Source organism: Mycobacterium colombiense CECT 3035 (genome assembly GCF_002105755.1).
In the GTDB taxonomy this organism is placed as follows: domain Bacteria; phylum Actinomycetota; class Actinomycetes; order Mycobacteriales; family Mycobacteriaceae; genus Mycobacterium; species Mycobacterium colombiense.
Map to the genome: position 1 here is coordinate 3458961 of NZ_CP020821.1, position 13735 is coordinate 3472695.

Here is a 13735-nt window from a genome sequence, read left to right on the forward strand (position 1 = left end):
GTTTATCCGGGAGGACCGGCGTCCCCGCCGTCGCGCGGGCCTCGCCACAGGCGCGCGAAGCGCCGGGCGATGTCACCGAGACGACCCCCCGCATGCCGCGAAGCCTCGATGCGGCCCAGGGTTTCCTTACCCTCGTTCGCGTAGTCCTTGACGGTTTCGTCGCCTTCTTCGGCGCGCATGTCCGCTCTCCAATCGTGATCGTTATTCCGGCGCTTGGCGCTCGGGTGGTTCCGGGGGCGCCGGCCGCTCGGGCGATTCCGCCGGCGCGAGCCGTTCGGGCGTTTCCGCCGGTGTGAGCCGCTCCGGCGTCTCACCGGGACTGCCCGGCTGCGCCGGCTCCGAATTCCGCGGCCGCTGCGCCGAAAACGGCCTGAGGCGTGTGTCGATCATGCTCAGTCCTTTTGCTCGGCTCATGGCGGCGTACCCGTCGTACCCGGGCGGCCAAACGCGCACGGCGGCACCAAAACTTCCGCGACGGCAGTCCCTAGCGACGGGCGGAGTCCTTGTGCGCCTTGATCGGGGCGGTGCTGGGCGGCAGCTTGAGCAGGTTGCCGCGCAGGCTGCCCCGCGCAGTGCGGACCGTCACCAGCAGCCAGGTGAACAGCAGCCCCGCATAGGCGATCGCCGCCGCCACCCGGAACGCGGGCAGGTGGGTGTGACCGGCCAGCTGGGAGGTGCCGGTGACAAAGGTTCCGACCGGGAAGGTCAGGCTCCACCACGTCAGCGCGAACGGCATTCCGCGGCGCAGCGTGCGCACCGTCAGCGCGGTCGCGAGCGCGATCCACAACACCGCGAAACCCCAGACCGGCACGCCGTACAGGATCGCGAACGCGTCGAGGTCCTCGGCCAGCCCGGGCTCGACACCCAGTGCCGCGTTGGCACCCAAAAGCCCCGCGGCCGTGATGGATTGGCCGAGCGGACCCAACACGATCCACAACGTCGGCACCCGCGCGGAACCCGAGGTGCCGTATAGGGTCAGGCGGCTCCAGATCATCGCGATGATGTTCAGCGAGGCCAGCAACGACAAGCCGAACATCGCGTAGCAGCCGTACAGCATGGTCGTGCGCCCGCTGCCGGCCGCCATATGGGGAAGCAGCAGCGCCCCGGTCGCCGCGGTCACCATGGGCGGGACGACGGGCATCAACCAGCCCCCGAAGGCCGCGTCGGGCTCGACCTCGTGCTGGGTGAACATCAGGAACGGAATGCTGACGGCGGTGAACAGCCCGCCCAGCGTGCCGGCGGTCCACAGCACCCAGTCCAGGTCGACGGCGATGCGCTCGCCGAGCAGGTCCCTGCCGACCAGCACGGCTCCCGCGCCGACCGTCATCAGCGCCATCGGGGCCGCGCCGTAGAAATGCGCCATCTGCGGATTGCGGGCGTGGGTGCGCACCACGGTCGGGTGGCGCAGCCAATGGCCACCCACCACTGCGATCAGCGCCACCAGCAGCGCGGCCGCGATCACCCAGACCACCAGAGCGAATGCCCGCAACCCCACGACGTGAACCGGAAGGGCGGCGCCGGCGGTCGCGACGATCCCGGTGCCCATCACCGAGGCGAACCAGTTGGGCCCGATGTTGCCGAGTACCTCGACGCGGGTGTGCGCCGGCGATACCTCGTGCGGGTGCGCGATTGCCACAGCTGAAGAACCTACTGCGCCGCCCGCGCAAGCCGCCGGATTCGCCGCTTACACTCCACCCGTGGTGAATCCGGCACAGCCGAGGCCGGCAGTGAACAGGGTCCCGCTCATCGTCGGCGTCGCCGTCGTGCTGCTCACCGTCCTCGCGGCACCCATCAAGCAACGATGCGGTGCGCCGGGCTTTTCGTGCGCGTCGGCGGTGGACAACGCCGGCAACGTCCACTTCTACTACGAGGTCGAACCCGTCGGCGTCTACCTCGCCGAGATCGTCACCGGCACCAATATCACGCTCTTCTACAACTCGGGTGAGGACCTGGTCAAGGCCCGATGACCGGCGGCGGCGGTTTGCTGGCCCGGTCCGCGCGGCAACGATCCACTCGGCGGTATCCGCTCGATAACGAGTTCGGCTCGATCCGGGCGACCGCGTGGCCGGCCCGAGACCTCCCGGAGACCACCCCGACGCCGGCCGGGCACAACGCGCTGGTAGAGCGGGTACGGCGAGCGCGCGTCGCGGCCGCCCGGCCCGACGGACGCGCCTGCTCCGACGCTGTGACGGGTGCTCTCGATTGGGGGCTTCATAGCAAGCTAACGCATACTTGTGACCATGCTTGAAGCGACATCGCCGCGATGCACCGTTGCGGTGCCCGGTGATGCGCTGGGCGTGGGCAGAGGTTTGTGATGGCCCGCTCGGGCGGCGCGCATCGCCGTCATCGAGCCGTCCGTCAACCCTCCCGTTTCCGCAAGGGGCTGACGCGCACCCTGGGCGCGCTCGTCTCCGTGGCGGCCGTAGGGCTCACCGGGGCGGGCTATTACGTGGCACACGGCGCGCTGGGCGGCATCACCGTCTCCAACGCCCTGCAGCCCGACGACCCGCGGTCCAGCGGCGACAACATGAACATCCTGCTGATCGGCCTGGACTCACGTAAGGATCAGGACGGCAACGACCTGCCCAACTCGATCCTGAAGCATCTGCACGCCGGCGACTCCGACGACGGCGGCTACAACACCAACACGATGATCCTGGTGCACGTCAGCGCCGACAACAGGGTCGTGGCCTTCTCGATCCCCCGCGACGACTGGGTGCCCTTCACCGGGGTCCCGGGATACAACCACATCAAGATCAAAGAGGCGTACGGACTGACCAAGCAGTACGTCGCCCAAAAGCTGGCCAATCAGGGCAACAGCACCCAGAAGGAACTCGAAACCAAGGGCCGCGAGGCCGGCCGGGCGGCGACGCTGCGCGCGGTGCGAAACCTGACGGGCGTCCCCATCGACTACTTCGCCGAGGTCAACCTGGCCGGCTTCTTCGATCTGGCGCAGACCCTCGGCGGCGTCGACGTCTGCCTGAATCACCCCGTCTACGACTCGTACTCCGGCGCCGACTTCCCGGCCGGCCGGCAGCGGCTGGACGCGTCGGAGGCGCTGTCGTTCGTCCGGCAGCGGCACGGCCTGGACAACGGCGACCTGGACCGCACCCACCGCCAGCAGGCGTTCATCTCGTCGGTCATGCAGGAGCTGCAGGCCTCGGGCACCTTCACCAACATCGACAAGCTCAAGAACCTGATGGCCGTGGCGCGTAAGGACGTGGTGCTGTCGGCGGGCTGGAACGACGACATGATCCAACGGCTCGGCGGGCTGGCCGGCGGCAACGTCGAGTTCCGCACGCTGCCGGTGGTGCGCTACGACACCATCGACGGCCAGGACGTCAACATCGTCGACCCGGCGGCGATCAGGTCCGAGGTGGCGGCGGCGATCGGATCGGACACGACGACGACAGCGCCGGCGACCACCGCCGTGAAACCCGACCCGTCCACGGTCGTCGACGTGGTCAACGCCGGCAGCATGAGCGGTCAGGCCAGCGAGGTGTCACGCGCGCTGAAAAAGAAGGGCTATACCCCTGGCCAGGTCCGCGACCGCGAATCCGGCGACCCGACCACCACCACCGTGGAGTACGGCGCCGGTGCGCAGACCGACGCGCAGAACCTGGCCACCCTGCTCGGTGTGGACGCGCCCAAGCAGCCCAGCCCCAGCGTCGCGGCCGGACACATCCGGCTCACCGTGGACACGAATTTCTCGATGCCCACACCTGACGAGACCCAGATGGACGACTCGACGAGCACCAGCTCCAGCACGACGACGTCGACCAAGGCCAAGAGCTACTACTACAACGGCACCACCACGACGTATCCGACGCCCGATCAGGGAAAGCCGATCGACGGCGGCGGCGTGCCCTGCGTGAACTAGCGGCGCTCTAGGCACGCGGCGATCGCCAGCGCGGCGAAGCCGGGCGCAGCGGGTCGCCGCCATCAGGCACGCGGCGATCGCCAGCGCGGCGAAGCCGGGCGCAGCGGGTCGCCGCCATCAGGCACGCGGCGATCGCCAGCGCGGCGAAGCCGGGCGCAGCGGGTCGCCGCCATCAGGCATGCGTGCCGCCGTCCATCCGGATCTCGGTGCCCGTGATCCACGCGCCGTCATCGGAGACCAGCATGGCGATCACCCCGGCGACCGCTTCGGGTCCGGCCATCCCCGCGCCGCTGGACTCCGTCGTGGTCGGCAGGATCGGCATCAGCCGGGGAAACAGCGACCAGTCGGCGTCCTTCGGGATGTATCCGCCGGTGGCATCGGTGATTCCGGACTTGATGCTGCCCGGCGCGACGCACGCCGCGCGCAGACCCTGCTTCGCGTATTCCAGCGCCAGCGAATGAGTGAAGGCCTGGATGCCGCCCTTGCTCGCCGCGTAGGCCGCCATGTACGGATGGGCGAACGACGCCGAGGTGGAGCTGAAGTTCACGATCGCGCTGCGGGGATTCGCCAGCAGTGACGGCAACGCTTCCCGAACCACCAGGAAGGTTCCGGTCAGGTTGACGGCGATGATCCGATTCCACTGCTCGAGGGTGGTCTCGTGGGTGTGCCAGGCGCGCAGGATGCCCGCGGCGTTCACCAGTGAATCCAGCCCGCCCAGCTTCTCGACGGCCGAGCCCACGCCGTCCACCACCGAGCCCTCGTCGCCGACGTCCATCGGCATCGTGGTGAGCCGGTCGGCGGTGCCCGCCTCGTCGGCATAACCTTGCGTGTTGCTCAGACCGTCCGTGGAGACGTCGGCGGCCACCACGCCGGCGCCCTCGCTCAGCAGCCGCAACGCGGTGGCCTGACCGATTCCCGACGCCGCGCCGGTGACCAGGATCCGTTTGCCCTCAAGCCTTTTCATCTGATTCTCCCGGGTCAGACCACGCCGCGTAGCGCGTCGGCGCCGAAGGCGGGTTCCAGCATCGCCGAGAAATCCGGCCCGCGACGCAACAGCACCCCGCCGTCGACGTTGATGATCTGGCCGGTCACGTAGCTGGACGCGTCGCTGAGCAGGAACATCGCCACGTTCGCGATGTCTTCGACCTCGCCGGGCCGGGGCAGCGGCGTGATGGCGCGGTAGTCGGCGCTCAGCTCGGGCGAATCGAGGATGGGCGCCACCAGCTCGGTGCGGATCAGGCCGGGGCGAATGCTGTTGACCCGCACCCACGATGCGCCCAGTTCGTCTGCGGCCAACTGCATCAGGTGGTCCAGCGCCGACTTGCCGACGCCGTAGGCGCCGAACCAGCGGTGGGTGTTGCTGGCCGCGATCGACGAGATGCCGACGAACGATCCGCCGCCGCCGCGCACCAGCTCGCGCGCGGAATGCTTGAGCACGTACATGGTTCCGTTGACGTTGAGGTCGATGGTCCGCCGCCACAACTCCGAGTCGATCTGGGTGATCGGTCCGATGGTCTCCGATCCGCCCGCGCAGTGCACCACGCCGTGCAGCCGGCCATGCCAGGCCGTCACGGCGTCGACGGCGCGCGCCGCCTCCTCTTCGTTGGTGATGTCGGCGGGCTCGTAACGAATGGAGCCGTCGCCGGGGAGGGCTTCGATCTCCTTGACGGCCGCCGCGAGGCGATCGGCGTTGCGGCCGACGATCATGACGGAGGCGCCGGCCGCCACCAGCCCGGCGGCCACGCCCTTACCGATCCCGCTGCCGCCGCCGGTGATCAGATAGGTCCGGTCTTCGAACGAAAGCTGCACGCGAGGCCCCTTCAAACTGGAACAAGTTCTAGCTATAGAAGCATGTCCCCTCGGGGTGAATATCGCTACCCCCGGTCTCGTTAGGCCCTCGCCGCGCGGCGCTACGGCGTGTCGCGGCGCGCCAGCTTCGTCGGCTTCGCGTCACGCCAGTCCTCGACGTGCGGAGGCTGACCGACCGGCCACCGGTTCTCGTTGAACGCCGCCCAGTGGGCATGCCCCAGCAGGTGCACGTGGAAGGCGTGCCGCAGCGCCTCGGTGTAACCCATCGCGTCGGAGGCGGCATTGACCGAATCCTTGATGAGCAGCGACGCCATCGTGGGCCGCTCGGCGATGCGTCGCGCGAATTCGAGTGTCTTTTCCTCTAATTCGTCGACGGGGAAGATTTTCGAGACCATGCCGAGCCGGTGCGCCTCGTCCGCATCGATCGAATCCCCGGTCAGCAGCAGCTCTTTGGCCTTACGCGGCCCGAATTCCCAAGGGTGGGCGTAGTATTCGACGCCTGGCATACCCAGGCGAACCGCGACCACATCGCTGAACTTCGCATTGTCGGCCGCGACGATCAGATCGCAGGCCCAGATCAGCATCAACCCGGCCGAGATCGCGTTGCCCTGCACCTGGGCGATCGTGATCTTGCGCAGATCGCGCCAGCGGCAAGTGTTTTCGAAGAAGTAGTGCCACTCCTGGTGGTACAGCTTCTCCATGATCGGCTCGAGCGTGGCCCCCCGCGAGCGGAAGCTGGGATGCTGGCCCGGCCCCGGTGCACGCTCGGCCAGCGCCTGCTCGGAACCCAGGTCATGGCCGGCGGAGAAGTTCCTGCCGCGTGCCGCCAGGATCACCACGCGAACCGTGTCGTCGGCCTCGGCCCGGCCGAACGCCTCGTCGAGTTGGACCAGCAGGCCGCGGCTCTGGGCGTTGTGGGCATCGGGCCGGTTCAGCCAGATCCGGGCGATGCGGCCCTCGTCGAGGGTTTCGTAGGCCACCAGTTCCGGGGCGTTGGCGTCGGCCGCCCCGGCGTCGGCTTGCTCGGAGACTGTCATTCCGCCCACCTCGTTCGTCGTTGAATTGGCCTTGTTTACAGATTACGGCCAGTGTGTAACCGGCTCCGCGCTGGGGTGATCGGCTGCCGCGGCCCGCCGACCGTGCGTTCTCAGCCGGCGGTCTCGGGCCGCCGGCCCAGCGGCAGCAGCCGATGGTCGCGGGTGAACACCAGCCGCACGATGCCCATCGCGACGACCACGGTGGTGGCCGCGACCGAACCCAGGATCAAGAACATCACCACGGCCTGCACCAGCACCGCCTGCAAGGGCGGCACGCCGGCGAGGATGAGGCCGGTCATCGCGCCCGGCAGGAACACCAGGCCGGTGGCCTTGGTCGTCTCGATCTGCGGAGAGATCGCCGAGCGCAAGGCGATTCGCAGGTACGGCGCCGCGGCCTGCCTCGACGGTTGCCCCAGCGCAAGGCGGGCCTCGACCTCGTCGCGTTTGTCGCGCAGCTCGTCGACCAACCGCCGGGCCACCAGCACCATGGCGGTCATCGAGTTGCCGATCATCATCCCGGCGACCGGCACCAGCGTGCGCCCCTGCAACGGGAACACCCGGAGGCCGAAGATCACCCCCAGCGTCACCACCGCCGCGCCGGCGAAGGCGGCCACGGCCAGCGGCGCAAAGCGCGGCACCTCCGGCGCCCTGCGCCGCGCGACGTCCCCGGCGTAGGCCACCATTCCGGCGACCCACGCCCACGACCACCACAGCGACCGGCCCGGCTCGAACAGCAGCGTCAGCGCACCGCCCACCAGCAGCAGCTGCACCAGCGCGCGGGCCGCGGCCCACGCCAGCTGCCGCTCCAAACCCAGCCGCCGCCACAGTGAGATCCCGGCCGCGAACGCCACCAGGATCAGCGACGTCGCCAGGCCCACCCAGCCGACTTGACCGTTCATCACGTCACCGGGCCGTCGCCGGGCGTCGAGGCGACCGGGCCCAGGCCCAGGCTGCGGCCCGATTCAAGGCGCAGGACCCGGTCGGCGGCCCTTTGCACCTGCGCCGAGTTATGGGTGACCCAGAGGGCGGGAGTGCCGTCGGCGGCCAGTTCGCGCACCGCGCGCTCGATGGCTTCGGCCGCCTCGGTGTCGACGGCGGAGGTGGGTTCGTCCAGCAGCAGCACCTTGGGCTGGGCCATCAGGGTGCGGGCCAGGCACACGCGTTGCGCCTCCCCTCCGGAGAGGGCGGCCACGTCGCGGCCCAACCACGATCCGGTCAGCGCCACGCGGGCCAGCGTTTCGTGCATCCGCGCGTCGGACGCGTCGGGATCGGCGACCCGCAGGTTGTCGGCGACCGTGCCGGGGAACGGCGTCGGGCGCTGAAAGCACATGCCCACCCGACGGCGCAGCCACAGCGGGTCAAGCCCGGCGATGTCCGACCCGTAGAAGGACGTACGTCCGCTCGTCGGCAGCTCCAGCCGGTTGCACAGCCGGAGCAGGGTCGATTTGCCCGAGCCCGACGGCCCGAACACCGCGGTCACGCCGTGAGCCGGAATGGCGGCGGTCAGCCCGTCCAGAGCCCGCACTCCCTGCCGTTCCACGACGACATCGACGAACTCGAACACCACGTCGCCAGCGGCGTCCTGATCGACCACCTGCTCATCCTGCATCACCGCGGCGGCGGTACATCGCGTCTTCGCGAGCGGCGCGGCGAATCCCTGCAAACCAGCCATAAATGCGGCCGGAGCCCGTTAGCTGGTGAGACGGCCTGCGACCGGTCGCGGGCGTCGCCTACAGTTAAATCATGCCTACGAAATCTGATCCTGGCGAAATCGGCGACGTCGAGCCGGTGGCTGACGACACTGCGAGCCAGGCCAGGCGGGTCGTCGCGGCGTACGCCAACGACGCCGACGAGTGCCGGGTGTTTCTGTCCATGCTGGGTATCGGGCCGGCGAAACTCGACGCGTAAATGTCTCCCGGGGGAGGGCGAGGCGCGAAGGCGGCCAAATTCGGCAATTCCGACTTCGTCGTGGTCGCCAATCGGCTGCCGGTCGATCAGGAGCGCCTTCCCGACGGCACCACCGCGTGGAAACGCAGCCCGGGCGGGCTGGTCACGGCCCTCGAGCCGCTGCTGCGTCGCCAGCGCGGGGCGTGGGTCGGCTGGCCCGGGGTTGTCGCCGAGAACACCGACCAGGATGACGAGCCCATCGTTCAGGAGGACCTGGAGCTTCGGCCGGTCAGGCTGAGCGCCGACGACGTCGCCGAGTACTACGAGGGGTTCTCGAACGCCACGCTGTGGCCGCTGTATCACGACGTCATCGTCAAGCCGATCTACCACCGCGAATGGTGGGACCGCTACGTTGCGGTCAACCGCCGCTTCGCCGAAGCCACCTCCCGCGCCGCCGCAAAAGGCGCGACGGTCTGGGTGCAGGACTACCAGCTGCAGTTGGTGCCCGCGATGCTGCGCGAGTTGCGGCCCGATCTGACCATCGGTTTCTTCCTGCACATCCCTTTCCCGCCGGTCGAGCTCTTCATGCAGATGCCGTGGCGGACCGAGATCGTCGAGGGCCTGCTCGGCGCCGACCTGGTTGGCTTCCACCTGGCCGGCGGAGCACAGAACTTCCTGTTCCTGGCCCGACGGCTGATCGGCGCCAACACCTCGCGCGGTGCGGTGGGAGTGCGGTCGCGGTACGGCGAGGTCGAGCTCGAGTCCCGGGTGGTTCGGGTGGGGGCGTTCCCCATCTCCATCGACTCCAGCTCGCTGGACCAGGCGGCCCGGCACCGCGACATCAAGCGCCGTGCCCGCGAGATCCGGGCCGAGCTGGGCAACCCCCGCAAGGTGCTGCTCGGCGTCGACCGGCTCGACTACACCAAGGGCATCGACGTCCGGCTGAAGGCGTTTTCCGAGTTGCTTGCCGAGGGCCGGGTGAAGCGCGACGACACGGTGCTGGTCCAGCTGGCGACGCCCAGCCGGGAACGGGTGGACAGTTACCAGCAGCTGCGCAACGACATCGAGCGCCAGGTCGGCCACATCAACGGCGAGTACGGCGAAGTCGGGCATCCGGTGGTGCACTACCTGCACCGGCCGGTCCCCCGCGACGAGCTCATCGCGTTCTTCGTCGCCGCCGACGTCATGCTGGTCACCCCGCTGCGCGACGGGATGAACCTGGTCGCCAAGGAGTATGTCGCGTGCCGCAGCGATCTCGGCGGTGCGCTGGTCCTGTCCGAATTCACCGGTGCCGCCGCCGAACTCCGGCAGGCGTATCTGGTCAATCCGCACGACCTCGAGGGCGTCAAGGACACGATCGAGGCCGCGCTGAACCAATCGGACGAAGACGGTCGGCGCCGGATGCGGTCGCTGCGCCGCCAGGTCCTCGCGCACGACGTCGACCGCTGGGCGAGGTCGTTCCTCGATGCGCTCGCCGAAGCCCGACCCGGTAACGCCGATTAGCCCGCGCGGGCACGACCCCATGGTGCTGGCGCCCCGACGCTGTGATACTCAAAACAGCGTGAAGGGAGGAGTCAGATGAAGCTCCGTCACGGCATCGCCGCGGGCGCCGGCATCTTCACGGCCGTCGCGGTGGGAATCGCGCTGCAGTCCGGTGAACCGGCCAAGGCGCTCGGCCCACCGGCGGACGGCAACTATTCCTTCAACGAGGCGGGCGTGTCCGGGGTGACGTGGACCGTCACAGCGATCTGTGATCAGCCGTCGGGCACCCGGAACATGAACGACTACTCCGATCCGATCGTGTTCGCGATGCAATGTGCGCTCAACGTCGTGAGTTTTACCGACGAGAAGATCAGCGCGGCGGACAAGCTGCAGAATTTCAGCGGCCGCGCCCGGATGTCCAGCATGCTGTGGACCTTCCAAGTCACGAAGGACGACGGCGTGTCGTGTCCTGGCGGCGGCACCGCGCCGTCCACCGAAACCTTCGCGTTCAGCGACGAAACGATGAGCGGCACCCACACCACCATTCATGGACCGGTGTGCGGGCTGCAGCCGGAGATGAAGAAGGAACCGTTCTCGCTGTCGCTGATCGGGCCGCCACCCAGCCCGGTGCAGCGTTACCCGTTGTACTGCAACGGCATTGCGATGTGCTACTGACGTCGAACGGCGAGGCTAGATCGGCGTGATGTAGGCGATCAGCCACTGCTTGCCGACCTTCTTGAAGTCGACCCGCAACCGGCTGCCGTCATACAGCGGCTGACGTGACTTGTCGGTCACGGTGCGGTTCATGAAGACCATCACCGACGCCGATTCACGCTTGGCCGACATCACCCCCACGCCAACGACATTGGCCTGCACGACTACTTCGCGTTTCTTGGCCTCGGGGATGATCTGGTTGTTGGCGCTCTTCTGGAACTCCGCGCGGTAGTCCGGGGTCAACAGCGGATACGCCGCCGACAAGCTCCGTTCGACCGTTTGGTAGTCGTACGCGAAGACCTCGGGAATCTCCTTGGCGGCCTTGGCGGGCAACACCGCGCGCGCTTCCTGCTCGCCGCGGGTCTGCACCCGGTCCCAGTACATCCACCCCGCCACCGCGGACAACCCGACGAACGCGACGGCAACGAGGTAACCCGCGACGATCAGCAGCCAGCGCCGCCATCGCAGCCGACCCATCTAGTTGCCCCCGTCTGGATATTTCAGGTCGTAGCCGCTCATCTTGCCTGCGTCGTCTTCGTGCACGATGACGCGCAGCCGGTAGGGCATGGACGGCTTGTTCACCCCGTCGATGTCGGCGACCGTGACGCGCACCGAGACGAGCACCGACGCGTTATCGGTAACGGCGTCAACGCCTTCCAACGCGGCGCCGTTGATGACGGCCTCCGACGTCGCGTTGGTGGAGCGAAAGAGAGCCTTGAGGTTCTCGGCGTTGTTGTTGGCGCCGAGCATGCCGCGCAGCGGGCCGCTGGTGCCGTTGATGAACCGGTTCACGCTTTCGTCGATGTTGTCCTGCTTGTAGCTGAACATGTTGACCACGGTCTGGGTGGCGGTGTCGACGAAACGCTGATCGCGTGCCTGCGCCGCGGTGGCGTGGCGCTGCTGGACAAGCAGCGCCACCACACCACCGGCCAGCGCCCCGACCGCCATCAGTGCCGCGGCGAAGGAGATCCACGCGACCAGGGTGCGGTGCGGCTGCCGTCGCGGCGGCGGCTTGATGGACTTGAGCGTCTTGACCGGTTTCGACGGCTGCTTGGACCCGGCCGGCGCCTCGGTCCGCACCGTGACGTCCTGCGCCGGCTCGCGCTTGGCCGGGCCCGCCGCGCGCGACGCGCGTCGACGAACCCGCGGCGTGGTCTTTGGTTCGTCTGCCACGGCAGGGTCCATTACGCGGTCCATTACATCGGCCTTGGATCAAGCATGAGGTCCACCCAGTTCTCGGCGCCGGAGGTACCGGTGGCGCCGGCCGCGAAGATACCAGTGCCACCGGCCGGATCGACAAACGCGCCGGTCTTCTCGTCGTAGGTCGCATAGGCCGGGGGCCCGCTGGCCTGCGGCTGCCCGCCGGGCGGCGGACCCCACGGCTTCTCCGGCCCCGGACCCGCCGGCGGCGGGTTGATGCCCAACGGCGGTGCCGGCGGCGGCAGCCACTTCGGGTAGGGGAGCTGCGGCGGCACCGGGGGGACCCCGGGCGGCTGCCACGACGTGAACGGCGGCGGCGGCCCGTTGTCATTGGGCGGCGGCGGGTCGAAGGCCGGCTGCTTGTTCGGTAACGGCCCCGGACCTGGCGCCACGCCCGGCGGCGGCGGCCCGACGATCGGTGTGCCCGGATCGGGTTCGGCGCCCGGCGGGATATACGGAAACTTGTTGGGCGGCAACACGTTCAAGCCATTGGTCATCGGGGTGTCGTAGGGCACCGGCGGGCCGCGCCACGGGTTGCGGCCGATCGGCACGTAGCCCTTGGGATCGCGACACAGCTGGATCGTCGGCGCGCGCTTGCCCGGGAATTCCTGGCACGGATAGTTGCGCGCGCCGCGCACGGTGCTCGGATCGTTCTGCGCGGTCTTGCAGTACATGTCCTTCGGCAGCTCGCGCACCGTCTCGTCGGCCGGGGTGCGCATCAAGGGTGGCGGCAGGAAGCCGACGGCGCAGGGCGGCGGGTCGTTGAGGTCGAGCTTGAAGTCCAGCTTTCCGCCTTCGTCGAGGGGGGGACCGCCCGCCATCGTGATGATTGCGGCGAACAGCGCCGGCAGGACGACCAGCAGCTGCTCGATCGACTTGTGGTAGATCACGCCGACCCGGCCCAGGTTGGCCAGGCTGGCGGCCAACGCCGGGAACGAGGGGCGGATGCCGGAGAACGCGGTGCTGGCCTCGTCGGTGGCGCCGGGGGCGGTCGCCAGCGTGTCGCGAAGCTGCGGGTCGGCCTGACGCACCTCGGAGGTGAACCGCGCCAGTCCGTCGGACAGCGACTTGATGTCGCCGCCCGCGCGGATCTGGGCCTGCAGGAACGGCCCGGCCTGATCGATCAACTGCGAGACTTGCGGATAGTTGGCGTTGGCCTCGTCCACCAGCAGCCGGGCCGACTCGTACAGCCGGGCCATCTCCGGACCGGAACCGTTGGCCGCGATGAAGGTCTCGTGCAGCAGCTCGCGCAGCCGGGTGTCGCCCAGGCTGTTGACCAAGGTTTCCGAGCGCTTCAACAGATCGGCGACGTCCTGGCCGATCCGGGTGTTCTGCCGCTCGATGCGAGATCCGTTCACCAGCTTGCTCGTTGCCGGTGAGCTCGGGGGCACCAGGTCGATGTACTGCTCGCCCACCGCCGACACGCTCTTGACGGTCGCGGTCACGTTCGACGGGATGGCGGTGCCGCTGTTCAGCCGCATGTCGGCGATGACGCCGTTGGGGCTCAGGCCCACCGACTCCACGCGGCCGACGGCCACGCCGCGGTAGGTGACGTTGGCGTTCTTGTACAGGCCGCCGCCGGCGACGAAATCGGCGCTCACGCCGTAGGTTCCGATACCGAACGTCGCGGGCAACCGCAGGTAGAAGATCGCCATCACGGTCAGCGTGATGACGGTGATCACCGCGAAGATCGCCAGCTGGATCTTGGTCAGTCTGTCGTGCATCT

Annotated in this window: 15 protein-coding genes; 5 read left to right on the plus strand and 10 right to left on the minus strand. The window is 68.7% G+C overall.

All coding sequences use genetic code 11. The annotated features are described in order from the left end of the window. Positions 1-2: 2 nt before the first annotated feature. Together B9D87_RS27050 and B9D87_RS16050 are read right to left on the minus strand one after the other, a co-directional pair. Positions 3-179 carry a hypothetical protein gene (locus B9D87_RS27050; protein WP_007772526.1) on the minus strand — a complete coding sequence of 59 codons (177 nt, stop codon included), beginning with the start codon at positions 177-179 and terminating at the stop codon, positions 3-5. Between the two features lie 305 nt (positions 180-484). Further along, on the minus strand, positions 485-1546 hold the full coding sequence (locus tag B9D87_RS16050) for a TDT family transporter (RefSeq protein WP_238553463.1): 1062 nt from the start codon (positions 1544-1546) through the stop codon (positions 485-487). A 181-nt stretch (positions 1547-1727) separates the two neighbouring features. Between B9D87_RS16050 and B9D87_RS16055 the strand changes: the two genes are divergently transcribed. Beyond that, a complete protein-coding gene (locus B9D87_RS16055; RefSeq protein ID WP_007772521.1) occupies positions 1728-1967 on the plus strand; it encodes a hypothetical protein in 240 nt (79 codons plus the stop codon). 347 nt (positions 1968-2314) lie between these two features. Next, on the plus strand, positions 2315-3880 hold the full coding sequence (locus tag B9D87_RS16060; protein ID WP_007772520.1) for an LCP family protein: 1566 nt from the start codon (positions 2315-2317) through the stop codon (positions 3878-3880). Between the two features lie 172 nt (positions 3881-4052). On the opposite strand, the gene B9D87_RS16065 is transcribed toward B9D87_RS16060, so the two are convergent. The 5 genes from B9D87_RS16065 to B9D87_RS16085 form a co-directional block, all read right to left on the minus strand. After that, on the minus strand, positions 4053-4844 hold the full coding sequence (locus B9D87_RS16065; RefSeq protein WP_007772519.1) for an SDR family NAD(P)-dependent oxidoreductase: 792 nt from the start codon (positions 4842-4844) through the stop codon (positions 4053-4055). Positions 4845-4858: 14 nt separating this feature from the next. Beyond that, the gene (locus B9D87_RS16070; RefSeq protein WP_007772518.1) at positions 4859-5689 is read right to left on the minus strand and encodes an SDR family oxidoreductase; all 831 of its coding nucleotides are present in this window, start codon (positions 5687-5689) and stop codon (positions 4859-4861) included. Positions 5690-5790: 101 nt separating this feature from the next. Then, positions 5791-6726, minus strand: coding sequence for an enoyl-CoA hydratase (locus B9D87_RS16075; protein WP_007772517.1), 936 nt, complete (start codon positions 6724-6726; stop codon positions 5791-5793). Positions 6727-6836: 110 nt separating this feature from the next. Continuing rightward, a complete protein-coding gene (locus tag B9D87_RS16080; protein ID WP_007772515.1) occupies positions 6837-7625 on the minus strand; it encodes an ABC transporter permease in 789 nt (262 codons plus the stop codon). Continuing rightward, positions 7625-8389, minus strand: a complete 765-nt coding sequence (locus B9D87_RS16085; protein WP_007772514.1) for an ABC transporter ATP-binding protein — start codon at positions 8387-8389, stop codon at positions 7625-7627. Before B9D87_RS16085 ends, B9D87_RS16080 begins: the two co-directional genes overlap by 1 nt. A gap of 80 nt (positions 8390-8469) precedes the next feature. On the opposite strand from B9D87_RS16085, the gene B9D87_RS26545 reads away from it, so the two are divergent. The 3 genes from B9D87_RS26545 (at position 8470) to B9D87_RS16095 (ending at position 10770) form a co-directional block, all read left to right on the plus strand. After that, positions 8470-8634 (plus strand): hypothetical protein, encoded by a 165-nt coding sequence (locus B9D87_RS26545; protein ID WP_007772513.1) that lies wholly within the window; start codon positions 8470-8472, stop codon positions 8632-8634. Then, positions 8635-10116: an alpha,alpha-trehalose-phosphate synthase (UDP-forming) gene (locus B9D87_RS16090; RefSeq protein WP_007772512.1), complete on the plus strand. Its 1482-nt coding sequence runs from the start codon at positions 8635-8637 to the stop codon at positions 10114-10116. A 75-nt stretch (positions 10117-10191) separates the two neighbouring features. Continuing rightward, positions 10192-10770, plus strand: a complete 579-nt coding sequence (locus B9D87_RS16095) for a hypothetical protein (protein ID WP_007772511.1) — start codon at positions 10192-10194, stop codon at positions 10768-10770. Between the two features lie 15 nt (positions 10771-10785). Here the strand turns inward: B9D87_RS16095 and B9D87_RS16100 are convergent, their stop codons facing one another. The 3 genes from B9D87_RS16100 to B9D87_RS16110 are packed head-to-tail and all read right to left on the minus strand — an operon-like array spanning position 10786 to position 13733. Next, positions 10786-11286 (minus strand): Rv1363c family protein, encoded by a 501-nt coding sequence (locus B9D87_RS16100; protein WP_007772510.1) that lies wholly within the window; start codon positions 11284-11286, stop codon positions 10786-10788. Further along, positions 11287-11994, minus strand: a complete 708-nt coding sequence (locus tag B9D87_RS16105; RefSeq protein ID WP_007772509.1) for an Rv1363c family protein — start codon at positions 11992-11994, stop codon at positions 11287-11289. Between the two features lie 11 nt (positions 11995-12005). Beyond that, positions 12006-13733: a virulence factor Mce family protein gene (locus tag B9D87_RS16110; protein ID WP_007772508.1), complete on the minus strand. Its 1728-nt coding sequence runs from the start codon at positions 13731-13733 to the stop codon at positions 12006-12008. Between the last annotated feature and the right edge of the window lie 2 nt (positions 13734-13735).

Bases quoted from the DNA above. Each gene is read 5' to 3' on its own strand.
- B9D87_RS27050 (WP_007772526.1), bottom strand. From the start codon at position 179: ATGCGCGCCGAAGAAGGCGACGAAACCGTCAAGGACTACGCGAACGAG.
- B9D87_RS16050 (WP_238553463.1), bottom strand. From the start codon at position 1,546: ATGGGCACCGGGATCGTCGCGACCGCCGGCGCCGCCCTTCCGGTTCAC.
- B9D87_RS16060 (WP_007772520.1), top strand. From the start codon at position 2,315: ATGGCCCGCTCGGGCGGCGCGCATCGCCGTCATCGAGCCGTCCGTCAA.
- B9D87_RS16065 (WP_007772519.1), bottom strand. From the start codon at position 4,844: ATGAAAAGGCTTGAGGGCAAACGGATCCTGGTCACCGGCGCGGCGTCG.
- B9D87_RS16075 (WP_007772517.1), bottom strand. From the start codon at position 6,726: ATGACAGTCTCCGAGCAAGCCGACGCCGGGGCGGCCGACGCCAACGCC.
- B9D87_RS16080 (WP_007772515.1), bottom strand. From the start codon at position 7,625: ATGAACGGTCAAGTCGGCTGGGTGGGCCTGGCGACGTCGCTGATCCTG.
- B9D87_RS26545 (WP_007772513.1), top strand. From the start codon at position 8,470: ATGCCTACGAAATCTGATCCTGGCGAAATCGGCGACGTCGAGCCGGTG.
- B9D87_RS16090 (WP_007772512.1), top strand. From the start codon at position 8,635: ATGTCTCCCGGGGGAGGGCGAGGCGCGAAGGCGGCCAAATTCGGCAAT.
- B9D87_RS16095 (WP_007772511.1), top strand. From the start codon at position 10,192: ATGAAGCTCCGTCACGGCATCGCCGCGGGCGCCGGCATCTTCACGGCC.
- B9D87_RS16100 (WP_007772510.1), bottom strand. From the start codon at position 11,286: ATGGGTCGGCTGCGATGGCGGCGCTGGCTGCTGATCGTCGCGGGTTAC.
- B9D87_RS16105 (WP_007772509.1), bottom strand. From the start codon at position 11,994: ATGGACCCTGCCGTGGCAGACGAACCAAAGACCACGCCGCGGGTTCGT.
- B9D87_RS16110 (WP_007772508.1), bottom strand. From the start codon at position 13,733: ATGCACGACAGACTGACCAAGATCCAGCTGGCGATCTTCGCGGTGATC.